Origin of the sequence: Curtobacterium sp. VKM Ac-2865, from assembly GCF_015350905.1 — a bacterium.
Classification (GTDB): Bacteria; Actinomycetota; Actinomycetes; order Actinomycetales; family Microbacteriaceae; genus Curtobacterium.
In genome coordinates, this window is the sequence record NZ_JADKRZ010000002.1 from 149,793 (window position 1) to 174,836 (window position 25,044).

The 25,044-nt window shown below is 72.2% G+C and carries 26 protein-coding genes; 10 read left to right on the plus strand and 16 right to left on the minus strand.

Annotation, left to right across the window (positions count from 1 at the left end):
• Positions 1 to 162: 162 nt before the first annotated feature.
• Complete coding sequence (locus ITJ54_RS05750) at positions 163 to 4,914, plus strand: ATP-dependent helicase (RefSeq protein ID WP_194626466.1); 4,752 nt, start codon at positions 163 to 165, stop codon at positions 4,912 to 4,914.
• Positions 4,907 to 5,686: an Fpg/Nei family DNA glycosylase gene (locus ITJ54_RS05755; RefSeq protein ID WP_194626474.1), complete on the plus strand. Its 780-nt coding sequence runs from the start codon at positions 4,907 to 4,909 to the stop codon at positions 5,684 to 5,686. The genes ITJ54_RS05750 and ITJ54_RS05755 overlap by 8 nt, the downstream gene beginning before the upstream one ends.
• A 34-nt stretch (positions 5,687 to 5,720) precedes the next feature.
• Here the strand turns inward: ITJ54_RS05755 and ITJ54_RS05760 are convergent, their stop codons facing one another.
• Positions 5,721 to 6,758, minus strand: a complete 1,038-nt coding sequence (locus tag ITJ54_RS05760; protein ID WP_194626476.1) for an aldo/keto reductase — start codon at positions 6,756 to 6,758, stop codon at positions 5,721 to 5,723.
• Positions 6,759 to 6,893: 135 nt separating this feature from the next.
• Here ITJ54_RS05760 and ITJ54_RS05765 point away from each other — a divergent pair, with 135 nt between their 5' ends.
• Entirely contained in the window at positions 6,894 to 7,439 is a 546-nt protein-coding gene (locus ITJ54_RS05765) for a TetR/AcrR family transcriptional regulator (RefSeq protein ID WP_194626478.1), read from the plus strand.
• Here the strand turns inward: ITJ54_RS05765 and ITJ54_RS05770 are convergent.
• Entirely contained in the window at positions 7,421 to 8,368 is a 948-nt protein-coding gene (locus ITJ54_RS05770; protein ID WP_194626480.1) for a LysR family transcriptional regulator ArgP, read from the minus strand. The genes ITJ54_RS05765 and ITJ54_RS05770 overlap by 19 nt on opposite strands.
• A gap of 68 nt (positions 8,369 to 8,436) precedes the next feature.
• Between ITJ54_RS05770 and ITJ54_RS05775 the strand changes: the two genes are divergently transcribed.
• Entirely contained in the window at positions 8,437 to 9,192 is a 756-nt protein-coding gene (locus ITJ54_RS05775; RefSeq protein WP_194626482.1) for a LysE/ArgO family amino acid transporter, read from the plus strand.
• Between the two features lie 169 nt (positions 9,193 to 9,361).
• Here the strand turns inward: ITJ54_RS05775 and ITJ54_RS05780 are convergent, their stop codons facing one another.
• The 5 genes from ITJ54_RS05780 to ITJ54_RS05800 all read right to left on the minus strand — a co-directional run bounded on the left by ITJ54_RS05780 (position 9,362) and on the right by ITJ54_RS05800 (position 14,963).
• On the minus strand, positions 9,362 to 10,837 hold the full coding sequence (locus ITJ54_RS05780) for an APC family permease (protein ID WP_194626484.1): 1,476 nt from the start codon (positions 10,835 to 10,837) through the stop codon (positions 9,362 to 9,364).
• 148 nt (positions 10,838 to 10,985) lie between these two features.
• The gene (locus ITJ54_RS05785) at positions 10,986 to 11,858 is read right to left on the minus strand and encodes a hypothetical protein (RefSeq protein ID WP_194626486.1); all 873 of its coding nucleotides are present in this window, start codon (positions 11,856 to 11,858) and stop codon (positions 10,986 to 10,988) included.
• Between the two features lie 49 nt (positions 11,859 to 11,907).
• Complete coding sequence (locus tag ITJ54_RS05790; protein WP_194626488.1) at positions 11,908 to 12,717, minus strand: alpha/beta fold hydrolase; 810 nt, start codon at positions 12,715 to 12,717, stop codon at positions 11,908 to 11,910.
• Positions 12,718 to 12,903: 186 nt separating this feature from the next.
• Positions 12,904 to 13,416, minus strand: coding sequence for a methylated-DNA--[protein]-cysteine S-methyltransferase (locus ITJ54_RS05795; protein ID WP_194626490.1), 513 nt, complete (start codon positions 13,414 to 13,416; stop codon positions 12,904 to 12,906).
• Complete coding sequence (locus ITJ54_RS05800; RefSeq protein WP_194626492.1) at positions 13,413 to 14,963, minus strand: AlkA N-terminal domain-containing protein; 1,551 nt, start codon at positions 14,961 to 14,963, stop codon at positions 13,413 to 13,415. Before ITJ54_RS05800 ends, ITJ54_RS05795 begins: the two co-directional genes overlap by 4 nt.
• Before the next feature lie 426 nt (positions 14,964 to 15,389).
• On the opposite strand from ITJ54_RS05800, the gene ITJ54_RS05805 reads away from it, so the two are divergent.
• Positions 15,390 to 15,959, plus strand: coding sequence for an MOSC domain-containing protein (locus tag ITJ54_RS05805; RefSeq protein WP_228508696.1), 570 nt, complete (start codon positions 15,390 to 15,392; stop codon positions 15,957 to 15,959).
• Here ITJ54_RS05805 and ITJ54_RS05810 read toward each other — a convergent pair.
• The 6 genes from ITJ54_RS05810 to folE all read right to left on the minus strand — a co-directional run bounded on the left by ITJ54_RS05810 (position 15,956) and on the right by folE (position 19,950).
• A complete protein-coding gene (locus ITJ54_RS05810) occupies positions 15,956 to 16,516 on the minus strand; it encodes a type 1 glutamine amidotransferase domain-containing protein (protein ID WP_194626494.1) in 561 nt (186 codons plus the stop codon). The two genes, ITJ54_RS05805 and ITJ54_RS05810, sit on opposite strands and share 4 nt — an antisense overlap.
• A 134-nt stretch (positions 16,517 to 16,650) precedes the next feature.
• Positions 16,651 to 17,304: an HAD-IA family hydrolase gene (locus ITJ54_RS05815; RefSeq protein WP_194626496.1), complete on the minus strand. Its 654-nt coding sequence runs from the start codon at positions 17,302 to 17,304 to the stop codon at positions 16,651 to 16,653.
• 10 nt (positions 17,305 to 17,314) lie between these two features.
• Positions 17,315 to 17,521 (minus strand): hypothetical protein, encoded by a 207-nt coding sequence (locus tag ITJ54_RS05820; protein WP_194626498.1) that lies wholly within the window; start codon positions 17,519 to 17,521, stop codon positions 17,315 to 17,317.
• 43 nt (positions 17,522 to 17,564) lie between these two features.
• Positions 17,565 to 18,377, minus strand: coding sequence for a pyrimidine reductase family protein (locus ITJ54_RS05825; RefSeq protein WP_194626500.1), 813 nt, complete (start codon positions 18,375 to 18,377; stop codon positions 17,565 to 17,567).
• Positions 18,374 to 19,309, minus strand: coding sequence for a dihydropteroate synthase (folP, locus tag ITJ54_RS05830; protein ID WP_194626502.1), 936 nt, complete (start codon positions 19,307 to 19,309; stop codon positions 18,374 to 18,376). Before folP ends, ITJ54_RS05825 begins: the two co-directional genes overlap by 4 nt.
• Complete coding sequence (gene folE, locus ITJ54_RS05835; protein ID WP_194627353.1) at positions 19,306 to 19,950, minus strand: GTP cyclohydrolase I; 645 nt, start codon at positions 19,948 to 19,950, stop codon at positions 19,306 to 19,308. The genes folP and folE overlap by 4 nt, the downstream gene beginning before the upstream one ends.
• A 67-nt stretch (positions 19,951 to 20,017) precedes the next feature.
• On the opposite strand from folE, the gene ITJ54_RS05840 reads away from it, so the two are divergent.
• Positions 20,018 to 21,487, plus strand: coding sequence for an NCS2 family permease (locus tag ITJ54_RS05840; RefSeq protein ID WP_194626504.1), 1,470 nt, complete (start codon positions 20,018 to 20,020; stop codon positions 21,485 to 21,487).
• A 129-nt stretch (positions 21,488 to 21,616) separates the two neighbouring features.
• Here the strand turns inward: ITJ54_RS05840 and ITJ54_RS05845 are convergent, their stop codons facing one another.
• Complete coding sequence (locus ITJ54_RS05845; protein ID WP_194626506.1) at positions 21,617 to 22,069, minus strand: hypothetical protein; 453 nt, start codon at positions 22,067 to 22,069, stop codon at positions 21,617 to 21,619.
• A 112-nt stretch (positions 22,070 to 22,181) separates the two neighbouring features.
• Here ITJ54_RS05845 and ITJ54_RS05850 point away from each other — a divergent pair, with 112 nt between their 5' ends.
• The 4 genes from ITJ54_RS05850 (at position 22,182) to ITJ54_RS05865 (ending at position 24,197) form a co-directional block, all read left to right on the plus strand.
• Positions 22,182 to 22,445 (plus strand): hypothetical protein, encoded by a 264-nt coding sequence (locus tag ITJ54_RS05850; RefSeq protein WP_194626508.1) that lies wholly within the window; start codon positions 22,182 to 22,184, stop codon positions 22,443 to 22,445.
• A gap of 75 nt (positions 22,446 to 22,520) precedes the next feature.
• A complete protein-coding gene (locus ITJ54_RS05855; protein ID WP_194626510.1) occupies positions 22,521 to 23,105 on the plus strand; it encodes an ArsR family transcriptional regulator in 585 nt (194 codons plus the stop codon).
• Positions 23,106 to 23,579 carry a HEPN domain-containing protein gene (locus tag ITJ54_RS05860; RefSeq protein ID WP_194626512.1) on the plus strand — a complete coding sequence of 158 codons (474 nt, stop codon included), beginning with the start codon at positions 23,106 to 23,108 and terminating at the stop codon, positions 23,577 to 23,579.
• A gap of 102 nt (positions 23,580 to 23,681) precedes the next feature.
• Positions 23,682 to 24,197, plus strand: a complete 516-nt coding sequence (locus tag ITJ54_RS05865) for a DUF1697 domain-containing protein (RefSeq protein WP_194626514.1) — start codon at positions 23,682 to 23,684, stop codon at positions 24,195 to 24,197.
• Between the two features lie 3 nt (positions 24,198 to 24,200).
• Here the strand turns inward: ITJ54_RS05865 and ITJ54_RS05870 are convergent, their stop codons facing one another.
• On the minus strand, positions 24,201 to 24,545 hold the full coding sequence (locus ITJ54_RS05870; RefSeq protein WP_194626516.1) for a hypothetical protein: 345 nt from the start codon (positions 24,543 to 24,545) through the stop codon (positions 24,201 to 24,203).
• Between the two features lie 3 nt (positions 24,546 to 24,548).
• The gene (locus tag ITJ54_RS05875) at positions 24,549 to 25,013 is read right to left on the minus strand and encodes a prevent-host-death protein (protein ID WP_194626518.1); all 465 of its coding nucleotides are present in this window, start codon (positions 25,011 to 25,013) and stop codon (positions 24,549 to 24,551) included.
• Positions 25,014 to 25,044: the final 31 nt, after the last annotated feature.

A 25,044-nucleotide genomic window follows, 5' to 3' on the forward strand; every position in this document is an offset into this window, starting at 1 on the left:
GGTGACTCCTCTCGAGGGTCGTGGTGGAAGTGGGCTCGCGATCTGTTCCGGACTGTTCCGACACTGTCGCGATGCAGTAACGATAGATCGGTAACTATCGCTGTGTCAAGGGGCGCTATTGGCTGGGTCCCTGTCGGTGGTGGCGGGCAGGATGGACGGACCATGACGGACGTCCTCGAGCGCTTCTCCCCCGCCACCGCCGCGTGGTTCCGTGGTGCGTTCAACGCCCCGACCGCCGCACAGTCCGGTGCGTGGGACGCCATCTCGACCGGACGGCACGCGCTGGTCGTGGCCCCGACCGGATCCGGCAAGACGCTCGCCTCGTTCCTGTGGTCGATCGACCGGCTGATCGGCTCCACGGACCACCCCGAACCGAAGCAGCGCACGCGGGTGCTGTACATCTCGCCGCTGAAGGCCCTCGGCGTCGACGTGGAGCGGAACCTGCGCAGCCCCCTCGTCGGGATCACGCAGACGGCTCGGCGACTCGGGCTCGAACCACCGGACGTCACGGTCGGCGTCCGGAGCGGTGACACCCCGTCGTCCGACCGGCAGAAGCTGCTGCGGCTGCCCCCGGACATCCTCATCACCACGCCCGAGTCGCTCTACCTGATGCTGACGTCGAAGGCGCGGGAGACCCTGCTGAACGTCGACACCGTCATCGTCGACGAGGTCCACGCCGTCGCGTCCTCCAAGCGCGGGGCACACCTGGCCGTCTCGCTCGAACGGCTCGACGACCTGCTCGACAAGCCCGTGCAGCGCATCGGCCTGTCCGCCACCGTGCGCCCGGCAGAAGAGGTCGCCCGGTTCCTCGGCGGTCGCGCCCCGGTCGAGATCATCGCCCCGCCGGCGCAGAAGACCTTCGACCTGCGCGTGGTCGTGCCGGTCGACGACATGTCCGAGCTCGGGTCGCCGCCCGTCGGGTCGGACTCCTCGGACGCGCCGTCGAACGGGTCGATCTGGCCCCACGTGGAAGAGCGCGTGGTCGACCTGATCGAGGACCACCGCTCGACGATCGTGTTCGCGAACTCGCGGCGGTTGGCCGAGCGACTGACCGCCCGGCTGAACGAGATCCACGAGGAACGGGTGGTGGCCGCCGCGGGCGACGGCGTCCTGGTCCCCGCCGGGGCATCACCCGACGACGTCGGGCTGCCGGGCGGGCGCGGGCAGTCGCCCGAGCGCGCGTCCGCCCACGCTCCCGTGCCGCAGCAGACCCGGCCGCCAGCGGAGATGATCGGCTCGTCCGGGCAGACCGCCGGCGCCGTGCCCGTCCTCGCCCGGGCCCACCACGGGTCCGTGTCCAAGGACCAGCGCGCCATCATCGAGGACGACCTGAAGTCCGGACGGCTGCGCTGCGTCGTCGCGACGAGCTCGCTCGAGCTCGGCATCGACATGGGCGAGGTCGACCTGGTCGTGCAGGTCGAGGCCCCGCCGTCGGTCGCCAGCGGCCTGCAGCGCGTCGGCCGCGCCGGGCACCAGGTCGGGGAGATCTCCCGCGGGGTGCTCTTCCCGAAGCACCGCGCCGACCTCGTGCACAGCGCCGTCACCGTCGAGCGCATGGTGTCCGGGCAGATCGAGTCCATCTCGGTGCCCGCGAACCCCCTCGACGTCCTGGCCCAGCACACCGTCGCCGCCGGGGCCGTCGACACCCTCGACGTCGAGCACTGGTTCGAGCTCGTGCGCCGCAGCGCCCCGTTCAGCGGCCTGCCCCGCTCGGCGTTCGACGCCACGCTCGACCTGATCACCGGGCGGTACCCGAGCGACGAGTTCGCCGAGCTCCGCCCGCGCCTGGTCTGGGACCGCGTGCACGGCACGCTCACCGGGCGTCCCGGCGCCCAACGCCTGGCCGTGACGAGCGGTGGCACGATCCCCGACCGCGGCATGTTCGGCGTGTTCATGGTCGGCGAGAAGGCGTCCCGCGTCGGCGAGCTCGACGAGGAGATGGTCTACGAGTCCCGCGTGGGCGACGTCTTCGCGCTCGGTGCCACCAGCTGGCGCATCGAGGAGATCACGCACGACCGCGTCATCGTCAGCCCGGCGTTCGGGCAGCCCGGCCGGGTGCCGTTCTGGAAGGGCGACGGCATCGGGCGTCCCGCCGAGCTCGGGCGCGCGACCGGGGCCTACATCAGGGAGGTCGAGTCCGCCTCCGACGCCGATGCCCGCGCCCGGGTGTCCGCCGGCGGGCTGGACGAGCGTGCCGTCACGAACCTGCTGACCTTCCTGCGCGAGCAGCGGGCCGCCACCGGTCACGTGCCGAACGACACCACGCTCGTCGTCGAACGCTTCCGCGACGAGCTCGGTGACTGGCGCCTGATCCTGCACTCCCCGTACGGCATGCAGGTCCATGCACCGTGGGCCCTCGCCGTGGCCGCCCGACTCCGCGAACGGCACGGCATCGACGGCGACGCGATGGCCGCGGACGACGGCATCGTGGTGCGCATCCCCGAGACCGACGCCGAACCCCCCGGGGCCGACCTGTTCGTCTTCGAGCGCGACGACCTCGAGGCCGTGGTCACGGACGAGGTCGGCGGTTCGGCGCTGTTCGCCGCCCGGTTCCGCGAGTGCGCCGCCCGTGCACTGCTGCTCCCCCGGCGTGACCCGGGCCGACGCTCCCCGCTGTGGCAGCAGCGGCAGCGGGCGTCCCAGCTGCTCGAGGTCGCCCAGAAGTACCCGACCTTCCCGATCGTGCTCGAGACCGTGCGCGAGGTCCTGCAGGACGTCTACGACGTGCCGGCGCTGCTCGGCATCGCGGACGAGATCGCCCGGCGCGGCATCCGGCTCGTCGAGAGCGAGACCGCGACGCCGTCCCCCTTCGCCCGCTCGCTGCTGTTCGGGTACGTCGCCGCCTTCATGTACGAGGGCGACTCCCCGCTGGCCGAACGTCGGGCCGCGGCGCTCTCGCTCGACTCGACGCTCCTCAGCGAGCTGCTCGGTCGCGCAGAGCTCCGTGAACTGCTCGACCCGGCCGTGATCGCGTCGACCGAACAGGACCTGCAGCGACTCTCCCCGGACCGCCGCGCACGGGACACCGAGGGGCTGGTCGACGTCCTGCGCCTGGTCGGTGCGATCGACCTCGACGAAGCCGTCGACCGGAGCTGGCTCGCCACCGCGACGGACGAGGAACGCCCGGCCGCGCGGGAGACCCTGCGCACCACGCTCGAGGCACTCGAACGTGACCGCCGCGTGCTGTCGTTCTCCCACGCCGGCGCCACCCGGTGGGCCGTGATCGAGGACGCCGCCCGGCTCCGTGACGCCCTCGGGGTCCCGCTGCCGATCGGCGTCCCCACCGCCTTCATCGAGCCCGTCGCCGACCCGCTCGGGGACCTGGTCGGCCGGTACGCCCGGTCGCACGGGCCGTTCGCCGCGCAGGACGCCGCCTCGCGCCTGGGGCTGGGCATCGCCGTCGTGCAGGACACCCTGCGCCGCCTGGTCGCCGACCGCCGGCTCGTCGAGGGCGAGTTCCGCCCGGACCGCCAGGGCGCCGAGTGGTGCGACGCCGAGGTGCTGCGACGGATCCGCACGCGGTCGCTCGCGGCGCTGCGACACGAGGTCGAGCCGGTCTCCTCGGACACCCTTGCCCGGTTCCTGCCCGCGTGGCAGCACGTCCGGACACCGGGCACCCGCGGGGGGCTGCGCGGGATCGACGGCGTGCTCCAGGTCATCGACCAGCTCGCCGGTGTCGCCCTGCCCGCCAGCGCATGGGAGTCCCTCGTCCTGCCCGTCCGGGTGTCGGACTACGCGCCGAGCATGCTCGACGAGCTCACCGCCACCGGCGAGGTCCTGTGGTCCGGCGGCGGCACCCTGCCCGGCAACGACGGTTGGGTCCGGCTGCACCTGGCCGACACCGCCCCGACGACGCTCGCCGAGCCCTCGGGCGACGAGACCACCGAGCTGCAGCGCGACGTGCTCGGCGCCCTGGCCGGTGGTGGCGCGTACTTCTTCCGGCAGCTCGGGCAGGCCGTCGGCAGCACCGACGACCAGGCCCTGACGACCGCGCTCTGGGACCTGGTCTGGGGCGGACAGATCACGAACGACACCTTCGCGCCGCTGCGGGCGATGCTCGGCGGACGCGCCAAGAGCACCACCGCACCGCGCACCCGGGCCTACCGCGGCCGTCGTCGCCCGACGCTGCCGACGCAGTCCGGGCCGCCGAGCGTGGGCGGCCGCTGGTCCCTGCTGCCGCTCGCCGAGGCCGACGCCACCGTCCGGGCAGCGGCCACGGCCGAGCAGCTGCTCGAGCGGTACGGCGTGGTCACCCGTGGGGCCGTGCAGGTCGAGGGCGTCCGTGGCGGGTTCGCCGGCGTGTACCGGGTCCTCGCACGGTTCGAGGAGTCGGGTCGGGCTCGCCGCGGGTACTTCATCGAGGGGCTCGGGGCGGCGCAGTTCGCGACCAGCCCCACGATCGACCGTCTGCGCACCTACGCCAGGGACCTCGACGAGGACGAGCGCGCGAACCCTGACCGGGTGCGCGAGGTCATCACCCTGGCGGCGACGGACCCGGCCAACCCGTACGGCGCGTCGTTGCCGTGGCCGACGGACGGGGAGACGGCGGACCCCGACGGTGCCGAGCCGGCCGCCGCTGTCGCCGTCGCTGTTCCTCGTGCTTCCGCTGAACCGGTCCCGAGGACCGCCCGCGGGCACCGACCCGGGCGGAAGGCCGGCGCCCTCGTGGTGCTCGTCGACGGTGAGCTCGGCGTGTACGTCGAGCGCGGCGGCAAGTCGGTGCTGACGTTCACCGACGACCCCGCCGACCTCACCGCGGCCGCGACCTCGATCGCCACGACCGTCCGGAGCGGGCTCGGCAAGCTCTCGGTCGAACGGGTGAACGGCGTCTTCGTGCTGGAGTCCCCGCTCGGCGACGCCCTGCGCGCTGCCGGCTTCACCGCGACACCGCAGGGGGTGCGGCTCCGTGCCTGAGGGCGACACCGTCTTCCGCGCCGCGCACCGCCTGCACACGGCGCTGGCCGGCAAGGTCCTGACCCGCAGCGACTTCCGCGTCCCCGCGTTCGCCACGCTCGACCTGGTCGGTCGCACCGTGGACGAGGTCGTGCCGCGGGGCAAGCACATCCTGCACCGGATCGGCGACTTGACCGTGCACTCCCACCTGAAGATGGAGGGCCGCTGGGACGTCTACGCGCCGGGCGACCGGTGGCGTCGTCCGGCGCACCAGGCCCGGGCCGTGCTCGACGCCGAGGACGTCTCGACCGTCGGCTTCACCCTCGGGGTGCTCGAGGTCGTCGCCCGCGACCAGGAGTCCGAGATCGTCGGGTACCTCGGACCGGACCTGCTCGGCCCCGACTGGGACCCCGCCGTCGCCGAGGCGAACCTGGTCGCCGACCCCGCGCGGCCCATCGGTCTCGCGCTGCTGGACCAGCGGGTGCTCGCCGGCCTCGGCAACGTCTACCGGAACGAGCTCTGCTTCCTCCGGGGCGTCCTGCCGACCCGGCCGGCCGGCGAGGTCGAGGACCCCACGCGGATGATCGCCCTGGCGCACCGGCTCATCCTGACGAACCGCGACCGCAGCGCCCGCGTGACGACGGGCGTCGACCGGCCCGGTCGCCGCTTCTGGGTCTACGGCCGCGACCGCAAGCCCTGCCTGCGCTGCCGGACGCCCGTCCGTCGTGGTGAGCTCGGCGAGTCCGACCTGACGCTCCGCGACACCTACTGGTGTCCTCGCTGCCAGTCCTGATGGTCCTGACGGTCCTGCCCGGTACGAGTCGGGGTCAGACCGCTGCGGGTCGTTCCTCGACGGGACGACGACGCAGGCCCGCGCGCAGGACAGCCGGGGGCTCGTACTGCTGGTCGAGCCGCGTGACGTCGGTGCCCGGCGGGACGATGGCGTCGATGCGGTTCAGCACCTCGTCGGAGAGCACCACGTCGGCACCGGCGAGCAGGTCCTCGAGCTGCTCCATCGACCGCGGACCGATCAGGGCGCTCGTGACTCCGGGGTGGGCGATCGCGAACGCCAGGGCCAGGTGGGTCATCCGGATGCCGGTCTCCTCCGACAGCGCCACGACCTGCTCGACGGCGTCGATGCGCCGCTCGTCCTGGTTGTGGCGGAACATCCCGACGCGCGCCAGGTCGCTGTCCTGCCCCCGACGGAACCGCCCGGTCAGCATGCCGCCGGCGAGCGGGCTCCACACGAGCGTGCCCATGCCGTGGCGCTGGGCGACCGGCAGGACCTCGCGCTCGATGCCCCGGTTGAGGATCGAGTAGGTCGGCTGCTCCGTGCGGAAGCGCTCGAGGCCGCGGCGCTGGGACGTCCACTGCGCCTCGACCTGCATCGACGCGGGGAAGTCCGACGTGCCGATCATCCGGACCTTGCCGCTCCGGACCAGGTCGGTGAGCGCGGACAGCGTCTCCTCGAGGTCGACTGTGTCGTCCGGACGGTGCGCCTGGTACAGGTCGATGTGGTCCGTCTGCAGGCGTCGCAGGGAGTCCTCCACCGCGCGCATGATCCAGCGGCGCGAGTTGCCCTGCCGGTTCGGGTCGTCGCCCATCGGACCGTGGAACTTCGTGGCGAGGACGACGTCGTCGCGCCGGCCCTTGAGCGCCTTGCCGAGCAGCTCCTCCGACCCGCCCTGCGAGTAGCGGTCGGCGGTGTCGATGAGGTTGATGCCGGCGTCGAGCGCGCGGTGCACGATGCGGATCGAGTCCTGTTCGTCGCCGTTGCCGATGCGGCCGTCGGTGCCGAGCATCATGGCGCCGAGGGCGAAGGGACTGACCTGGACACCGGTCCGGCCGAGGGTGCGGTACTGCATGGGTTCCTCCTGTCGATGGCGTCCCGAGTCCTGGTGCCGTATCGTGGGCAGAACTGGAACGTCCTTCCGGAACTATACGGAACGCTGTTCCGTTTACGCAAGACCCCATCGCCCGACCCGTTGACCAGGAGCCCCATGCGCGCCGACGCCCTCCGCAACCTCGACGCTCTGACGGACGCCGCGAAGGCCGTGTTCGCCAGCGACGGCGTCGACGCCCCCGCGAAGGTGATCGCCGACCGTGCGGGCGTCGGTGTCGGCACGCTCTACCGACACTTCCCGCAGCGCTCCGACCTGGTGGTGGCGGTCTTCCGGAACGCGGTCGAGGCCTGCGCCGACGCCGCCGAGGACCTGGCCGCTGCCCACGCCCCCGACGAGGCACTCGCGCTGTGGCTGCAGCGCTTCACCGAGTTCGTCGCGACGAAGCGCGGGCTCGCCGCCGCACTGCACTCGGGCGACCCGGCGTTCGAGGCGCTGCCCGCCTACTTCATCGGTCGGCTGGGCGACGCGCTGACCCGGCTGCTCGACGCCGCCGCAGCTGCCGGCACGATCAGTGCTGACGTCGACGCACCCCAGCTGCTGCGCGCGGTGGGGGACCTGTGCCACGGCTCGCCCAGCCCGGAACACAGCCAGCGCATGGTCGCCCTGCTCGTGGACGGCCTGCGTTACCGCGCCACCGTCTGACGCCCACCGGGCCCCGGCTGGTGCAGCCGCTCGGCCGCGGTCGCCCGCACCGCGTCCGTCACCCGCTCCAGCAACGGGGACGCCAGGTTCCACCGCTGCCACCAGAGCGCGACGTCAGCGCGCCGACCGGGCGTGAGCTCGACCAGGGCTCCCTGCGCCAGGGCGTCGAGACACTGGGCCTCCGGCAGGAGCCCCCACCCGAAGCCGAGCGCCACCGCCCGGGCGAAGTCCGCTGACGTGGGGACGAAGTGCCGCGGACCGCGCGGGGCGTGCCCGACGACCCGGCGCAGGAAGCCCTGCTGCAGGTCGTCGTCGTTGTCGTAGTCCACGAGCGGCACCTCGTCGAGCCGCTGTAGCATCCGCCGCTCGGAGTCGGCACCGCCCAGGTACCGGGCGACGAACGCGGGCGAGGCCACCGCCCGGTAGCGGTCGACGCCGAGCGGCACCGACGAGCAGCCCTGCACGGGGTCGGACTCCGCCGTGACCGCCGCCATCACCGTGCCGGAGCGCAGGAGCTCGGCCGTGCGGTCCTGGTCCTCGCGGTGCAGGTCGAAGACCACCTCGGTGTCACGACGGACGATCGCCAGGGCGTCGAGGAACCACGTGCCGAGTGAGTCGGCGTTCACCGCGAGCGGGATCGACGGCACAGGGTCCTCGTCGCCGGATGCGGCACCGCCGAGCTCGCGCGCCGTCTCCTCGTCGAGCAGGCGGACCTGCCGGGCATGGCGCAGCACGACGGCCCCGTCGGGCGTCGGCACGATCGGCGTCGTCCGCTGCAGCAGCACCCTGCCGACGAGCTGCTCCATCGCCTTGATCCGCTGCGAGACAGCCGACGGGGTGATCGACAGCGCCTGGGCCGCAGCGTCGAAGGTGCCGAGGTCGACGGCCGTCAGCAGGGTCTCGAGGTGTTCACGCTGGAAGCGGAGCATGAGCCGAGCTTACGGTGCGACAGGAACGTGAGCTGTCCTGTACCGCCGAGACCTCGTACGGTCGTCGTGTGACCGTCCTGCTCCCCGTCCTCTCCGGCCTCGGTACCGGGCTCGCCCTCATCGTGGCCATCGGCGTGCAGAACACGTACCTGCTCCGGCTGGCCGTGACCGCCCGCGTCCAGGTGGTGGCGGCAGCGGTGCTGGTGTGCGCGGTGTCGGACGCGCTGCTCATCCTGGCGGGGGTGCTCGGCGTCGGGGCCGTGGTCGAGCGGTTCCCCGCGGCGCTCGTCGTGATCCGGTACGTCGGGGCGGCGTTCCTGCTGACCTACGGGGTGCTGGCGGCGCGGCGGGCGCTGCGCCCGTCGGGCGAGGCGATCCGGGTCGCGGCCGAGGACGACGGGGTCGCCGTGGTGGGGGTGGCTGCGGGAGCGGGGGTGCGCGACGCCGGCGCACCGGGCGCGCCCCACGCTGGTCCGCAGCCGGCGGGGCGGAGTCGGACCGAGCCTCCAAGGCGGAGCAGCCGGACGGCACCAGCCATGCGCACCGCGGTGCTCACCATGCTCGTCTTCACGTGGGCCAACCCGCACGTCTACCTGGACACGCTCGTGTTCCTCGGGTCCGTGGCGAACCAGCAGGGCGTCGACGACCGCTGGTGGTGGACGATCGGCGCGGTCGCCGCGAGCTGCCTGTGGTTCGGGGCGCTGGGGTTCGGCGGGCGACTGCTCCGGCCGCTCTTCGCGCGGCCGGCGACCTGGCGGGTGTTCGACGGGTGCGTGGCCGTGGTCATGCTCGTGTTCGGCGTGCTGCTGGTCGTCGGCGCCTGACGGGCGCGCGCGGCATGGACGGGCGCGCGGCTCGGGCTGCCGCCGCGCAACGGACAACGGCTCGCGCCACCGAAGTCGGTGGCGCGAGCCGTTGTTGATGGTGCGGATCCGATCCGCGCCAGCCCGAGCCGCGCCGGTACCGCGCCGCCAGCGCCTCCCGCGCGAGCCCCTACTGCTCCCGGCGCCCCACCCGGCTGTGACTGCGGCTGTACCCGAAGTAGATCGCGAAGCCGATGACCAGCCAGACGACGAAGCGCAGCCAGGTCTCGACCTCGAGGTTGAGCATCAGCCAGAAGCAGAGCACGGCGGACAGGATCGGGACCACGGGCGACCACGGCACCCGGAAGGACCGCGGTGCGTCCGGGCGCGACTTCCGCAGCACGATGATGCCGATCGACACGAGCACGAAGGCCGACAGCGTGCCGATGTTGATCAGGCCCTCGAGCTTCTCGACCGGCGTGAACCCGGCGAGCACCGCCACCACGATCCCGGCGATGAGCTGCACCCGGACGGGCGTCTGCGTCTTCGGGTTCGTGACCGAGAACCAGCGGGGCAGCAGGCCGTCACGGCTCATCGAGAAGACGATGCGGGACAGGCCGAGGAGCAGCACCATGACGACCGTGGTCAGGCCGATGAGCGAGCCGATCGCGATGATGCCGGCGGCCCACGGCAGGCCGACGATGTCGAAGGCCGAGGCCAGGGACGGAGCATCCTCTTGTGCGAGCTGCTTGTACGACACCATGCCCGTGATCACGATGCTGACGCCGACGTAGAGCAGCGTCACGATGCCGAGGCCGATGAAGATACCGCGGGGCAGGGTCTTCTGCGGGTTCTCGGTCTCCTCGGCGCTGGTCGCGACGACGTCGAAGCCGATGAACGCGAAGAACACCAGTGACGCGGCGGCGAGCAGCCCGAAGACGCCGTACTGCGCGGGCTCGGAGCCGGTGGCGAAGGACACGAGGGACTGGGTCCAGACGCTGCCTTCCGCGCCCTTCGACGGCTCGGCGGCGGGGATGAACGGGGTGAAGTTCGCGGCCTTGACGAAGAAGGCGCCGACGACGATGACGAACAGGACGATCGCGACCTTGATGACCGTGATCACCGCGGACACGCGGCTGGACAGGCGGGTGCCGAACGCGAGCAGCGCGGTGAAGATGCCGACGATGAGCACCGGGCCCCAGGTGAAGCCGATCGGCCCGATCGCGATGGTGCTCGGCAGCGTGATGCCGAACACGTCGAACGCGGTGCTGAGGTAGATGCCCCAGTACTTCGCGATCACGGCGCTGGCGGTCAGGGTCTCGAGGATCAGGTCCCAGCCGACGATCCACGCGAGCAGCTCGCCCATGGTGGCGTAGGTGAACGTGTACGCCGACCCGGCGACGGGGATCGTCGAGGCGAACTCGGCGTAGCACATGATCGCCAGGCCACACGTGACGGCAGCGAGCAGGAACGACACGATGACGCCGGGGCCGGCGAAGTTCGCCGCGGCGTTCGCACCGACCGAGAAGATGCCGGCACCGACCGCCACGGCGATGCCCATCGCGGCGATGTCGAAGGTCTTCAGGGAGCGCTTGAGCGAGCGGCCCTGTTCGTCGGCGTCGGCCAGCGAGGCCTCGATCGACTTCGTGCGGAGCAAGGATGCCATGGGGTCGTTCCCGTCATCGGCTGGCGTGGGACCCCGGAAGCGTAGTGGTGTCCCGACGCGAGGCGCAAACAGATGACGACGCCCGGATCGCGCGAGGCTGCGGTCCGGCTGGTGGCCTGCTGCACCCGGACGGGAGGCTCGGCCCGGCTCAGGCGGACCGGCGCCAGTCCGCCAGGAACCGGGCTCCGGCGTCGTCGTGGATGACGCCGTCGGCAGCGGTGAGGACCGGGTACGGCGTCGCCGGGACCCCGTCGGACGGTCGGACGTCGACGTGCGCCACGTCGTGGCCGTTCGCGTGCAGCCAGTCGGCCATCGCGTAGTCGCTGCGCGAGTCGCCCATCGTGCGCCAGGTCAGCGGGAGCTCGCCGTCCTCGGCCAGGAGCTCGAGGGAGCGCTCGGCGCCCATGTCCTTGCCGCTGCGGTCGGACTCGACGTCCGTGGAGATGATCGTCGGGTCGATGCGCCACTGCACGGCGCCGGACGCGTCGGGCCGGACGTCGTCGAGCCGGCGCACGCCGAGGCCACGCCGCACGAGCGCCGCCATCGCCTTCGCGTCGAAGTCGGGCTGCCGCGCCAGGTACGTGGCGTTCGGGACCTCGACGCGCTGCTCGATCGACACCATCGCGCGCTTGGTCTCGTCGAAGAACACCAGGTCGGCGTACTCGTCCCGCACCAGCTCGCGCATCTCGTCGGCGTAGTCCCGCGGGAGTGCCAGGTCATCGGCGACCGTGACGTCGCCCATGCCGTCCGCGTACTGCGGGCCGATCGAGCACCAGACGGCACCCTTCTCGCACACGGCGTGCACGCGGCCGCCGGGGGCGAGACCGCCCGCGAGCAGCGGACCCACGACCTGCTCGCGGATGAAGGCGTCGCTCCGACCGGTGTTGAACACGACCGGGATCCCCTCGGCGGCGAGCGCGATGAGGTCCTCGATGATGCTGGGGATCGCGATGGTGCGGGAGACGGGACTGGCGATGGGGCCGTCGACGTCCAGCAGGAGTCCGAGTCGGGGTGCGCTCACGGGTCCATCCTCGCAGCACCGTGGGCCGCGGTGGGCGTCCGCCGCGGGCTCAGTGCTGCGCCTCCCGGATGCGGTCGAGCAGGGCGGCGATGGCCTGGGCGTCGGGCACGTGGCCCTGCCCGGGGACGACGATGTGGTCGGACCCCGGGATCGCCTCGGCCGCCGCGCGGGCAGCCGGGCCCATCCAGTCCGGGGACTCGGTGCCCGAGGCGACGAGCACGGGGACGCCGACCGCTGCGAGCACCCGCTCCGGGATCGCGAGGCCGTTCAGCATGCGGACGTCCCGCGGGAGCACGTGCGCGTCGGCGAGCAGGGCCCGCCACAGTGCCGGCTTCAGGCGGAGGCCGGCGATCTGCCCCATCGGGATGCCGAGCACCTGCGCCAGGAACGAGCGGACGGCGGCACCGCGGCGACCGGCCGACACGTGTTCGTCGAGGGTGTCCGCGAAGACGACGTCCTCGGCGTGCGGGTCGACGCTCGCGCGGTAGGGCGGCTCCCAGAGCAGGGCCCCGTCGAGCGGGACACCGGCCGCGATGCCGTGCAGGACCACGCCCACGCCCACGCAGACCCCGAGGCCGGTGACCGGTCCGTCGACGCTCTCGACGACGGCCCGGAGGTCGTCGGACTCCCGCTCGATCGTCCACGGGTCGGTGTCGCCGCTCGCACCCCGGCCACGACGGTCGTACGTGACCACCCGGTGCCGCTCGGCGAGGACGTCCGAGAGGGCCTGGATGGACGGTGTGCCACGGTGGTCGAAGGCCCCGGCCACGACGACGACGGCAGGACCGCTGCCCACCTCGGTCACCGCGAGCGCGGTGCCGTCGGCAGAGGTGACCGTTCGGTCGACCGGAGCGTTCATGGGGTCCTTCGAGGTGTGTCGACGACGCTGCGTCGGGCCCTCGAGTGGGCCGTGCGGATGTCGGTGGTCCGAGTGTGACAGTTCGCACGTGGTACGTCTCCCCCCGCTTCCAGGGGCAGACGCGGCGCTCGGCCCCTCGACGCGGGTGGTGTCGAGGGCGGTGTCGCGGGCGGTGCGGGTGCCTCGCTAGACGAGCGCGGTGGTGCCCACGGCCTCACGTTCGAGCAGGGAGCGCTTGACGTCGAGCCCCCACGCGAAGCCGCCGAGCGAGCCGTCCGACCGGAGGACCCGGTGGCACGGCACGAACAGCGCCGGGGCGTTCCTGGCGCAGACGCTGGCAGCAGCCCGCACGGCGTCCGGTCGGCCCATCGCCGCCGCGAGCTCGGTGTAGGTGAGGGTCGACCCCGCGGGGATGAGGCGGAGCTGCCGCCAGCCCTCGGTCGAGAGCTCGGTGCCGACCTGACGTACCGGCACGTGCATCGCCGGCTCGATCTCGCCCGCGTAGAAGGCGTCGACGGCCTCGGCGGAGGACACCGTGCCCGTCGACACGTGCGCGGGGCGGTGCTGCGCGGGGATGCGGGCCAGGATGCGGTCGAACGAGTCCGTCCAGCCCGAGGCGAGCACGCGCCCCTGCACGTCTTCGAGCACGGTGAAGGACCCGTCGGGGGTGTGGAGTGTGGAGATCACGGCGTCGGTCATGGGGTGTCCTTCCGGGAGTTGATGTGGGCGGCACGAGCGGCTGCCGTGGCGCGGTCGACGATCGGCCGCCAGCAGTGCATCGTGAGGTAGCTCCGCCAGGGCGCCACCTGCTCCGACCATAGGGAGAGCTCACGCGCCGCACCGGGCAGCCCGAGTTCCTGTGCACCGTTCCGCACGGCGAGGTCGCTGTGGAGGAACACGTCCGGGTGGTGCCGGACCCGGAGCGCGACGTAGTCCGCCGTCCACGGCCCGATGCCCTTGACGGCGAGGAGCCCGCTGCGGAGCTCGTCGAGCGACTGTCCGCCGTGCACGACGAGCGACCCGTCGGCGAGCGCTCCCGCGACCCGGATGATCGTGTCCACGCGGGCGGCCGGCCCACGCAGGACCTCGTGCCCCGACGCCGCGATGACGGCGGCGGACGGGAAGAGCAGTCCGTCCGGGGCGATCGCCGTCGGGACCGGAGCCCCGAGCGCCGCGACCAACCGCGTCTGCGCCGTGCGGGCCGCGGCGACGGACACCTGCTGGCCGATCAGGGTGCGGAACACGATCTCGTGCGCGTCGACCGCACCCGGCAACCGGAGCCCGGGGACACGGGCGACGGCGGGGGCCAGCGCGGGCACGGCCCCGAGGACGGCGTCCACCGCGACCGGGTCGGCGTCGAGGTCGAACAGCGCCCGCACCCGCGCGACGAGCGTCGGCAGGTCGCCGAGGTCCGTCACCCGCACGGTCAGGTCGATGCCGGCCCTGGGGCCGGCCGCGTCGGGGAGGGCGGCCGACGCGCGGAACCAGCCAGGGCCTCCCGGCAGGTCGACGAACCGTTCGTAGGCGGTGACGACACCGGCATCGGAGGTGACCACCCGCTCCAGGCCGGCGAGCGCATGCAGTGCGTGCCAGTCCAGCAGGCCCTGCGCGTCGAACGGCGGGCGCGCCGGCAGGTGCACGTGCAGGCCTCCGTCGGGCGCGGGGAGCTCGCGGCGCCTGGCGCGGAGTTCCGTCGGGGTGAGGGCGAAGACCTCGCGCACCGTGTCGTTGAACTGGCGGACGCTCGTGAAGCCCGCGGCGAAGGCGACGTCGGCGATCGGCAGGTCCGACGAGGTCAGCAGCGTGCGCGCGGTCTGTGCCCGGTGCGCTCGGCTGAGGGCCTTCGGGCCGGCGCCGAGTTCCTCGGTGAGGATGCGGCCGAGCTGTCGTTCCGAGTAGCCGACGCGGGCGGCGAGGCCGGGCACGCCCTCCCGCTCGACGACGCCGTCGAGGACCAGGCGCATCGCGCGGCCGGCGACGTCCTCGCGCAGGTCCCACTCGGGGCTGCCGGGCGTCGCCTCGGGCAGGCAGCGCTTGCACGCGCGGAAGCCCGCGAGGTGCGCGGCGGCACTCGTGCGGTAGAAGGTGACGCCCGTCGACCGCGGTGTGCGCGCGGGGCAGCTCGGCCGGCAGTAGATGCCCGTCGAGTGCACGGCGGTGACGAACTGGCCGTCGAACCGGGCGTCGCGCGACGCGGCGATGCGGTGGCGCTCGGCGTGCAGCGCGTCGGGGTCGGAGGTGGCCATGTCGGTCAGCCTGACACGGGCCACCGTCACACAACTGGCGGGAATCGGACGGGGTGGTGGGGCGTGGGGTTCGCACGGTGCGCGGGTGTTCGCGTGGTGCGAGGTCGGCCACCCCGTGCGGTGCGACGAGCTCGCACGGAGTTGCCGAGCTCGCACGGAGTTGCCGAGCTCGCACGGCTCCGGGCAGTGGCGCGGTGCGAGGTTCTCGTCGAGACACCCCTGTCTGCACGAGACGCCCCCGAGTCGTCGAGACGCCGCCGAAATCCGCGGCGTCTCGACGCGATCGCGGCGTCTCAGCCAGACACCGGCGTCTCACCCGGCGCCGCCCGGGACACCCCTGTCTGCACGGGACACCCCCCGTCTGCACGAGACGCCGGCGTCTCGAGGCGCGCACTACGGACGGGAGGCTCGGCTAGCGTCGTCCGCATGGCTCCCGGTCCCGACGCGGTCACCCCCGCAGTGCTGGGACACGTCACGCAGGTCGAGGTCGCGATGCTCCAGGTCTCCCGACGGCACCGCTACGAGGGACGGCCCGCCGACGGCGCACTGCCCGCGGACGGGGACGAACTGCGCGACCGGGTCGAACTGCGCGCCGGCCTGGGGATCGTGGGCGACCGGTACTTCGCCGCGCGGGCGCACGTGCACGCCTCGGTCACCGTGATCGGGCTCGAAGCGCTCGAGGACGTCGGCCGTGCACTCGGCGTCGAGCTCGACCCGACACGCACCCGGCGGAACCTCTACCTGCGCGGCATCGACGTCGAGGCGCTCCGTGGGGAGCCCTTCTCGCTCGACTCCGGCCACGGCCCCGTGCTGTTCCGCGGGTACCGCTCCGCGAACCCCTGCGCCTGGATGGACCACGAGATCGCGCCGGGCGCCTTCCGGGCGATGCGCGGACGGGGCGGGGTGCGGTGCGACCCGGAGTCCGACGGCGTGCTCAGCCTCGGTCCCGCGGTGCTCCACACGGCCCGCCCCGTGCCGGTTCTCCCTGCGCGCTAGGCGGAGGTGCCGGTGAGCGACGCCTCGATCGCGTCGACGAAGGCCGGCAGGTCGTCCGGCGTGCGCGAAGTGATCAGCGTGCCCTTGGTGTCGTCGACCTGGACCTCCTGGTCGACCCACTCGGCGCCGGCGTTGCGGACGTCGGTCTGCAGCGACGGGTAGGACGTGATCGTCCGGCCCTGCAGGACTCCGGCCTCGACCAGGGTCCAAGGGCCGTGGCAGATCGCGGCGACGGGCTTGCCGGCCTCGGCGAAGCTCGTCACCAGGCGCACGGCGGACTTGTCGAGTCGCAGGTTGTCGGCGTTGATCGTGCCGCCGGGGATGACCAGGGCGTCGAAGTCACCCGCCGAGACGGTCGCGAGGGTGGTGTCGGGGTCGAGCGTCTTGCCCGGGTCCTTGTCACCGACCAGCGTCTGGATGGTGTCGGTCTCCTGGGCTGCGACGGTCACCGAGGCTCCGCGCGCCCGGAGCTGGTCGACCGGGACGACGATCTCGTCCTGCTCCACGCCGTAGTTCGTCGCGATGACGAGGATCTTCTTGCCGTCGAGGGTTGCCATGACTGCTCCTTCCACGAGCCGGGGTCTCCGGCTGCGGGATCCAGCGTCCTCGGCGACGCTGGGCACCGATCCAGTCATGCGCTTCGTGCACGCCGTGTCGCGCCCACGTGGGTCGTCGCGTGGCGAGCCCGCCGTCAGCCGCGGATGCGGAACGCGGTGCCCTCGGGCGTGACCTCCACGCCGTCGAAGCCGTGGACGCGCGGGATCCCGACGGTGACGTCGGCCTCGAGCGTCCCGACCACGACCGTCGTCGCCCCGGAGGCGATCGCCGACTCGACGCCGGCCGGGGCGTCCTCGAACGCCAGGCAGTCCGACGCCGCCAGGCCGAGCAGCTCCGCGCCGCGGAGGTACCCGTCGGGGTGGGGCTTGCCGTTCTCGATGTCCTCCGAGGTCACGACCACGTCCGGCACGGTGACGCCGGCGGCACGCATGCGGTTGAGGGCGAGGTCACGTGGCGCGCTCGTCACCAGCGCCACGGGGACGCCGGCGTCGACGAGCCGACGCAGGAACGCCGCTGCGCCGGGGACCTCGACGATGCCGTGGGTGTTCTCGACCTCGTCCGCGACGAGCTCGTCCGCCAGGCGTCGCTGTTCGGCGGGGTCGAGGTCGGGCAGGAAGTGCGCGACGGTGTCGATCGTCTGGCGCCCGTGCGAGAACGCCAGGATCGTCGACGGTGCGAGGTCGTGCGCAGCGCCGAAGCGGCCCCACGCTCCCTCGACGACCGAGGTGGAGTCCACGAGCGTCCCGTCCATGTCGAAGAGGACCCCGGACGCCACGATGTCGATCACGTGCCCGACCCTACCGGCCGGCACCGCGACGCCGCCCGGCGGCGAGGACCGTCACCAGCGCGACGACCGACACGACCGCAGCGACGCCCCAGACCACCCCCTGCGCCGGGCGCAGGGCGGGGACGACCTGACCGAGCACCATGACCAGCGCCACCGAGCAGCAGAGCATGGAGACGACGATCCGGAGACGCCTCGTGGTACGTGGTACTTCACCCATCACGCAACGGTACCGAAGGCAGCTCGGTCCCCGCAAGGTCCGGTCACCGCGACCGGACGTACCTCGTCAGCAGCAGATCGCCCTCGCCGCGCAGCACGTGGGCCAGGCGCATCCGTCGCAGCTCCGGCGAGGACCCGCGCACGATGCGGGGCCCCTCGCCGCCCTCGAGCGACGGGTCCACCGACAGGCACAGCTCGTCGACGAGGTCCGCCGCCACGAGCGAGCCCAGGAACGACGGCCCGCCCTCGCAGTGGATGCGCCCGAGGCCTCGGGACACCAGAGCATCACGCACGAGCCGGACGTCGACCGAGTCCTCGCCGCACGACACGACGTCGGCCACGGCGGCCAACGCCGACCGCCGGCCCTGGTCGGCCGCCTGGGAGGTCAGCACGAGCGGCCGGACCGGGGCGTCGGTGAACACGGACGACGCGGGGTCGAGCGACAGCGACCCGGTGACGATCGCGAAGACGGGGTGGTCGGGCAGGCCGTGCTCGCGCCGCCAGGTGACGTCGGCGTCATGCAGGCGCATGGGTCCGTAGCCCTCGTCCCGGACGGTGCCGGCAGCGACGAGCACCACGTCGGCGATGCGGCGGAGCAGGTCGAACACCCGCAGGTCGTCTGGACCACCGAGCGACCCGGTGACGCCCTCGGCGGAGGCGGCGCCGTCGAGCGTGCTGACGAAGTTGACCCGGATCCAACCGGCGGCCGACGTGTCGGAGCCGATCCGAGCCTCCAGGCCGACACCGGACCCAGCCGTGGACGGAGCCGCGCCGACCGCCGGAGCCGGCGCCGCGCTGTACAGGGCGACCAGGTCGTCGTCGGACAGGTCCGCGACGGACGGGGGCAGCAGGTTCACGTGTTGTGCCTCGATTCCAGGGGTGCACGCCAACCGAGGGTGGCCTCGACCATGCGCATGGCGTCGACGGACTCGACGACGTCGTGCATCCGCACGATGCGGGCACCGAGCATGGCGCTGACCGTCGCGACGGCCAGCGATCCCGACAACCGTGCGCCGCGGGGCCGGCCGAGGGACTCCCCGACGAAGTCCTTGTTCGAGACGGCCGCGAGCACGGGGTAGCCGAGCGCGACGACCTCGGGCAGCCGCCGGGTGAGCTCCAGCGTGTGCACGGTGTTCTTGTTGAGGTCGTGGCCGGGGTCGACGATGATCCGCGCGTCGGGGACGCCAGCGGCGAGCGCCCGGTCGACGCGTTCGCGCAGGAAGCCGACGACGGATCCGGTCACGTCGTCGTAGACGGGCGGAGTCGGGAGCTGCTGGCGGGGCGGGGCCGTGGAGTGCGTGATGACGATCGTGGCGTCGGAGTCGGCGACCACCTCGGCCATCCGCGGGTCGGACAGCCCCGTCGTGTCGTTGACGACGCTCGCGCCGGCAGCGATCGCGGCGGCCGCGACCTCGGGACGGAAGGTGTCGACGCTGATGACGACGTCGGACTGCTGGGCGAGCTGCTCGACCACGGGCACGACGCGGTCGATCTCGTCCGATGCAGGCAGCTCCGGCCCCGGCGCGAACTTCACGCCGCCGATGTCGACCCAGTCGGCGCCCTGCTCGGCGGCGAGGACCGCGGCCTCGACCGCGCGGTCCAGCGCGAACGTCGCGCCCTTGTCGTGGAAGGAGTCGGGCGTGCGGTTGACGATCGCCATCACCGCGATGCGGTGGTCGAAGTCGATGGTGCGGCGGCCGATGGTGCGGACCGGGTCGCGCAGGTCGGGGACGACCCAGCCGGGTGCTGCGCCGGCCTGGAGGCTCGTGGCGGCCCCGTCCCTCGTCATGCGTCAGCCTCGTGCTGGGGTGCGGCGACGGTGCTCGATCCGGCGAGCCCGTCCGCGGCTCCGGCTCCGGCGCCGCTCCCGGCCCCAATCAGGGCGATGGCCTCGGCGCGGCCGGTCGCCTCGGCCAGCGAGCCGCTCGCGGCGACCGTCACCGTCGTCGAGCCGGTCTGCCGCTCGCCGCGGGTCGTCACGCACTGGTGCTGGGCGTCGAGCACGACGAGGACGCCCTGGGCCTCGAGCCCGTCCTGCACCGCCCGCACGACCTGTTCGCCGAGGCGCTCCTGCAGCTGCGGGCGGGACGCGAGGGCGTCGACGACCCGAGCCAGCGTGCCGAGGCCGATCAGGCGCTCGCCCGGGGCATAGGCCAGGTGCGCGACGCCGAGGAAGGGGAGCATGTGGTGCTCGCAGACGGAGCGGAAGCGGATGTCGCGCACGACGACGAGCTGCCCGCGTTCGTCGGCCTCGGCCGGGACGGTGCCGTCGCGGGCGATCGCAGCGGCGTCCTCGCCCAGGCCGGCGAAGAACTCGGCGTAGGCGTCGGCCACCCGCTGTGGCGTCCGTGCGAGCCCGGGGCGGTCGGGGTCCTCGCCGATCCCGGCGAGGAGCTCGCGCACGGCGGCCTCGATGCGAGCACGGTCCATGCGGTGGTTCACGCAACCCATCAAACACCAGTCCCCCGACGCTGCCAGGTTCCTTTAAACTTCGTCAGTGAGCGCCACGAAGACCACCGAACCGCCCCGGAACCGCGTCGCGTCCGGCCTCGACCGCTTCTTCTCCGTCACGAAGCGCGGATCGACCATCCCCCGTGAGGTCCGCGGCGGCCTCGTCTCCTTCGTCACGATGGCGTACATCGTCATCCTCAACCCGCTGATCCTCGGTGGGTTCAGCGCCGACCAGGCCGCGAAGGACGTCACCGGCGGGTGGCTCGAGAACGCCCAGGTCGCCGCGGCCACCGGGCTCGTCGCCGGCATCATGACGATCGCGATGGGCATGATCGCGAACCTGCCGTTCGGCATCGCGGCCGGGCTCGGGATCAACTCGTTCCTCGCCGTGAGCGTCGTGCACCAGGTCACCTGGGCCGAGGCGATGGGGCTCGTCGTCATCAACGGCGTGATCATCGTCATCCTGGCGTTGACCGGGATCCGGACGATGATCTTCACGGCGGTGCCGGCGCAGCTCAAGGCCGCGATCACCGTCGGCATCGGCCTGTTCATCGCCTTCATCGGGCTGGTCGACTCCGGCTTCGTGCGCTCCTCGGGCCTGGCGTCGCCGCCGCTGCAGCTCGGCGAGGACGGCTCCGTCGGGGCGCTCCCCACGATCGTGTTCCTCATCGGCCTGGTGATCATCGGCACGCTCATGGCCCGCAAGGTCAAGGGCGCCCTGCTCATCGGCATCATCGCGACGACGGTCATCGCGATCATCCTGCAGGCCGTCTTCCACGTGCCGACCTCGGTCGACTCCAAGACCGGCTGGAACCTCAACGCCCCCGGGCTGCCGAGCGCGCTGTTCGCCCTGCCCGACCTGTCGCTCGTCGGCCACTTCGACTTCGGTGCCTTCAGCCGCATCGGCCCGCTCGCCGCGTCGATGCTCGTCTTCACGCTGGTCTTCACGAACTTCTTCGACGCCATGGGCACGATGACCGGGCTGGCGAAGGCCGCCGGGGTCGCGAAGCCCGACGGCACCTTCCCCCGTCTCCGCTCGGCGCTCGTCGTCGAGGGCGCCGGTGCGATCGCCGGCGGTGGCGCCTCGGTCTCGTCGAACACCGTCTTCATCGACTCCGCCGCCGGCATCGGCGAGGGCGCCCGCACGGGCATGGCCTCCGTCGTGACCGGTCTGCTGTTCCTGGCCTCGATGTTCCTGACGCCACTGACGCAGGTCGTCCCGCTCGAGGTCGCAGCCGCCGGGCTCGTCGTCGTCGGTGCGCTCATGGTCGCGCAGGTGAAGGACATCGAGTGGAGCGACTTCGGGTCGGCGCTGCCGGCGTTCCTGACGATCGTCGTGATGCCGCTGACCTACTCGATCGCGAACGGCATCGGCGTGGGCTTCATCAGCTGGGTGCTCATCAAGGCGCTGTCCGGCCGCGGCCGCGAGGTCTCCTGGCTGCTCTACGTCGTCGCCGCTGGCTTCCTGCTGTACTTCGCGCGCGGGCCGCTGGAGTCGGTGCTCGGGGTCGGCTGACGCCGAGCGGCCGGCGTCGATCGGGTTCGCACAACCAGAACCGGCTCGCGCCACGGACTTCCGTGGTGCGAGCCGGTTTCGCTTGTGCGGCATCGGCTGACGCCGAGCGGCCGGACGGGAAGCCCGGGGCTACTCCGGCAGATCGGCCGGCGTCGCCTCGTGGTGGCGCTGGGCGCGCGTGCGCCGGTCCTCCTTCATGCCCGCCTCGAGCAGGTGGCGTCGGCCCCCGGCGAGGTCGTCCCGCGCCGTGCGCTCCAGGTCCTTGGCGAGCGCGTAGTACCCGTCGTCGTAGTCCTCGACGATCTGGAACGTCCACCGGCCCTCGATGACGTTCCGGCCGATCAGCTCCGTGTCGACGCGGTCGGCGAGCTCGGTGTGCCCGGCCTTCCGGAGCTGCTCGACGGCATCGCCGAAGCCGAGGTCCGCCTTGCCCGTCAGGCGGTGGAACCCGTAGAGGTAGCCGCGAGCGTGCTCGAGCACCTCGAGTGCTGCGGAGAGCGCCCCGAGGGCCTCGACGGTCTCCTCGGACACCCCCTCTGGCACCTGGTGGGCGGCGTCTGGTCCCTGTCCGTCGTTCGTCATGCCACCCCGTCTACACGGGCAGTCCCGGAACCGCTCCCGGGATCCGACGGCGGTTGCAGGACCCCCGACCGACGCCTACCATTCGAACACACGTTCGAATGAGGAGGACCCGATGATCGTCGTCGACGCAGCCACCACGGTCTGGTGGACCCAGGGGATGCCGGTGCGCATCGTGTGGCAGGGACGCCGCTGGCGGGTGTCCGACGTGCCGACGCGCCTCACCGTGACCCCGTCCGACCTGCCCACCGCCATCACGCACGCTCCCGAACGGACTGCCGGCTGGCGCTTCCAGGTCACCGCGGAGGACGGCGAGACCCTGGTGGTCGACATCGTGCCGGAGGGTGGCGGGTGGACCGTCGCGCGGACGTGGTCGTGACGGCGATTCGGGGCACCATCGTCATGGAGATCTCCTTCGCGACCTATCCATCTTCTTGATAATGTCATCCACCAAATGGTCAAGTCGATCTCGCGGTTGTCACCGCTGTTCCGTTCCGACGCGCAAGGAGAGATCCTCGCGCGGGTGTTCCTGGACGGCGGGGCGCGATACTCCACGAGCGACCTCGCGCGACTCACCAACGTGCCGTACGCGACGGCGCACCGTGAGGTGCAACGCCTCGTCGAGACCAACCTCGTGATGACCGAGCACGTCGGTCGATCGGTCCTCGTCCGCGCGAACCCCGACGACCCGGCGTTCCTTCCACTCGTGGAACTGCTGCAGCTCAGCTTCGGCCCGACCGTGGTGCTGGGTCGCCTGCTCAGTGGGGTCCCCGACCTGGAAGAGGCGTACGTCTACGGGTCCTGGGCAGCGCGACGACTCGGAGAAGGCGGTTCGCCACCCGGTGACATCGACGTCCTCGTCGTCGGGAGGCCCGATCGCAGCCTCCTGTTCGACACCGCTGATGCCGCCTCGAAGGAGCTGCACCGCGACGTCAGCATCCGTGCGACGTCTCGCGAGACGTGGGAGCGGGCCGATGACCCGTTCCTCAGGACCGTTCGCCAGCGTCCGCTGGTACCGATCACGATGGGAGGGAAGTAGGTGGCACCGAACGTGTGGGCCCTCGGTCGAGCCGAGGTTGAACAGGCACTGCGCAACGGCACACTGACTCGGGTCGACGCATCGCGAGACCTCGCAGAAGCAATGCTCGAACAGGCCAGAGGGGCGTTCTCCGCAGCCGAGATGGTGACCGACGTCAGCGTCGAGAGTGCCTTCAACCTGTTGTACGACGCCGCGCGACTGGCGCTGTCAGCGGTACTGGTCAACCAGGGCTTGAAGACCCGGGGAGAAGGCGCTCACGCGGCGGTCGTCGACCTGGTCATCGCCCAGACCGAACCTCCCCGGCAGGAGGCCCTCCGCGCGGTCAAGTGGATGCGCAGTGTGCGGAACGACACCCAGTACCCGAACCCGGACCGGCCGGTTGCATCACGAGACGACTTCGATGACGCCGTTCGCCATGTCCCGACCGTCATCGAGCGAGCTGGGATGCTCGTCCAGCACATGCCGCCGTTCTGAGACCGTTTCCACGCGTCGATCCACCCCGCTGGCCGATCCAGCTCCGTGAACACGGCGATGCCGACGTCGGTCCCTGAGCCTCGGACGCGCTACCGTCACGACATGACCAGGTGGATCGCCCTGCTGCGCGGGGTGAACGTGAACGGCATCACGATCCGATCTGCCGACCTCCGGACGCTGTTCGAGGAGCGCGGACACACAGATGTCCGCACTGTGCTGGCGTCGGGCAACGTCGTGTTCTCGTCCGCGATGCCCGCGCCCGAACTCAAGGCCGACGTCGAGCAGGCGCTCCGCGACCGCTTCGGGTACGACGCCTGGATCGTGCTCGTCCCGCACGACGCCCTCGCCGCACTCGTCGACACCTTCCCCTTCGAGTCGTCCGCCGACCGACACGACTACGTCCTCTTCGGGTCCGACGACGCCGCACTGGACGACCTGCTTGCCGACCTCGAACTCGACGACACGGTGGAGCGGGTCGCGCGCGGCGACGGTGTCGTCTACTGGTCGTGCCCGAAGGGGTCGAGCACGGACAGCGTTTTCGCGAAGCGGGCCAGCGCCGCACGCTTCAAGCGCACGACGACGACCCGCAACACGAACACCCTGCGCAAGCTCCTCTGACGATCACTTCGTCTCGTTGGGGTGGTGCGTGTGCACCGCGATGACCTGCACGACCCGCGCTTCTTCATCCACGGTGAACCAGATCCGGGCACCCCGCTTGAGTTCGTACTGACGGCGGACCCATTCGCGCCCTGAGTGCACGACGACGCCGAGTTCCCCGCGGAGTGCGTGGCAGGCGAGGTCTTCAGTCAGCGGATCCGTCGTGAGCCGCTCCCACGCGCCGACGACGGCATTGCGCTGCGTCGCCAGGACGTCTCGCCACCCCTGCTCGGCACCACGCGTGGCGAGGACGATCGTGTACTCCGTGGTGCGGACCGGCCGCGCCACGCCGGTTCGGCGCGCGGCCATCGGTCACGGCTTCTCAGCGATGACCGGCGGGTCGAGCAGGTCCGGCTCCGAGGTGTCCCAGCCGGCGGCGATCGCCTCGGCCGAGTTGCGCCAGGCCTGCATCTCCAGCAGCAGCCTGCGGGGCTGCCGGAGCGAGAAGGACCCGCGAGCCACCTCGACGATCTCCGTGGCGAACCGCTGCTGGTCCGCACGGCTCAGCAGCTTCAACCAGGGATACGGGATCGCCAGCCGGTCGTGGAGCGGCAGCGACTCGTTGACGGTGACCGCGGCGATGAGCTGCGCAGCGATGTCGAGGACGGCCTCGTCGTCGTCGGACCGCTCCTTCGTCGTCAGGACGAGCGGAGCACCGTCGCGTCGAGTGACCTCGAGTGGCTCCTGTTCCGCGGCGGCGAACACGTCTTTCGCGTGGCGCGACAGGTCGGACGACTGCACGGAGCGTCGGCGGCGGACGGGGGCGAGGAGCGTCATGACACCACCGTATTCAGAACGTGTTCTGAAC

Excerpts from the sequence above, each read along its gene's own strand:
- ITJ54_RS05750 (WP_194626466.1), top strand. The coding sequence starts at position 163 with ATGACGGACGTCCTCGAGCGCTTCTCCCCCGCCACCGCCGCGTGGTTC.
- ITJ54_RS05760 (WP_194626476.1), bottom strand. The coding sequence starts at position 6,758 with ATGCAGTACCGCACCCTCGGCCGGACCGGTGTCCAGGTCAGTCCCTTC.
- ITJ54_RS05765 (WP_194626478.1), top strand. The coding sequence starts at position 6,894 with ATGCGCGCCGACGCCCTCCGCAACCTCGACGCTCTGACGGACGCCGCG.
- ITJ54_RS05770 (WP_194626480.1), bottom strand. The coding sequence starts at position 8,368 with ATGCTCCGCTTCCAGCGTGAACACCTCGAGACCCTGCTGACGGCCGTC.
- ITJ54_RS05780 (WP_194626484.1), bottom strand. The coding sequence starts at position 10,837 with ATGGCATCCTTGCTCCGCACGAAGTCGATCGAGGCCTCGCTGGCCGAC.
- ITJ54_RS05790 (WP_194626488.1), bottom strand. The coding sequence starts at position 12,717 with ATGAACGCTCCGGTCGACCGAACGGTCACCTCTGCCGACGGCACCGCG.
- ITJ54_RS05795 (WP_194626490.1), bottom strand. The coding sequence starts at position 13,416 with ATGACCGACGCCGTGATCTCCACACTCCACACCCCCGACGGGTCCTTC.
- ITJ54_RS05800 (WP_194626492.1), bottom strand. The coding sequence starts at position 14,963 with ATGGCCACCTCCGACCCCGACGCGCTGCACGCCGAGCGCCACCGCATC.
- ITJ54_RS05805 (WP_228508696.1), top strand. The coding sequence starts at position 15,390 with ATGGCTCCCGGTCCCGACGCGGTCACCCCCGCAGTGCTGGGACACGTC.
- ITJ54_RS05810 (WP_194626494.1), bottom strand. The coding sequence starts at position 16,516 with ATGGCAACCCTCGACGGCAAGAAGATCCTCGTCATCGCGACGAACTAC.
- ITJ54_RS05820 (WP_194626498.1), bottom strand. The coding sequence starts at position 17,521 with ATGGGTGAAGTACCACGTACCACGAGGCGTCTCCGGATCGTCGTCTCC.
- folP (WP_194626502.1), bottom strand. The coding sequence starts at position 19,309 with ATGACGAGGGACGGGGCCGCCACGAGCCTCCAGGCCGGCGCAGCACCC.
- folE (WP_194627353.1), bottom strand. The coding sequence starts at position 19,950 with ATGGACCGTGCTCGCATCGAGGCCGCCGTGCGCGAGCTCCTCGCCGGG.
- ITJ54_RS05845 (WP_194626506.1), bottom strand. The coding sequence starts at position 22,069 with ATGACGAACGACGGACAGGGACCAGACGCCGCCCACCAGGTGCCAGAG.
- ITJ54_RS05850 (WP_194626508.1), top strand. The coding sequence starts at position 22,182 with ATGATCGTCGTCGACGCAGCCACCACGGTCTGGTGGACCCAGGGGATG.
- ITJ54_RS05855 (WP_194626510.1), top strand. The coding sequence starts at position 22,521 with ATGGTCAAGTCGATCTCGCGGTTGTCACCGCTGTTCCGTTCCGACGCG.
- ITJ54_RS05865 (WP_194626514.1), top strand. The coding sequence starts at position 23,682 with ATGACCAGGTGGATCGCCCTGCTGCGCGGGGTGAACGTGAACGGCATC.
- ITJ54_RS05870 (WP_194626516.1), bottom strand. The coding sequence starts at position 24,545 with ATGGCCGCGCGCCGAACCGGCGTGGCGCGGCCGGTCCGCACCACGGAG.
- ITJ54_RS05875 (WP_194626518.1), bottom strand. The coding sequence starts at position 25,013 with ATGACGCTCCTCGCCCCCGTCCGCCGCCGACGCTCCGTGCAGTCGTCC.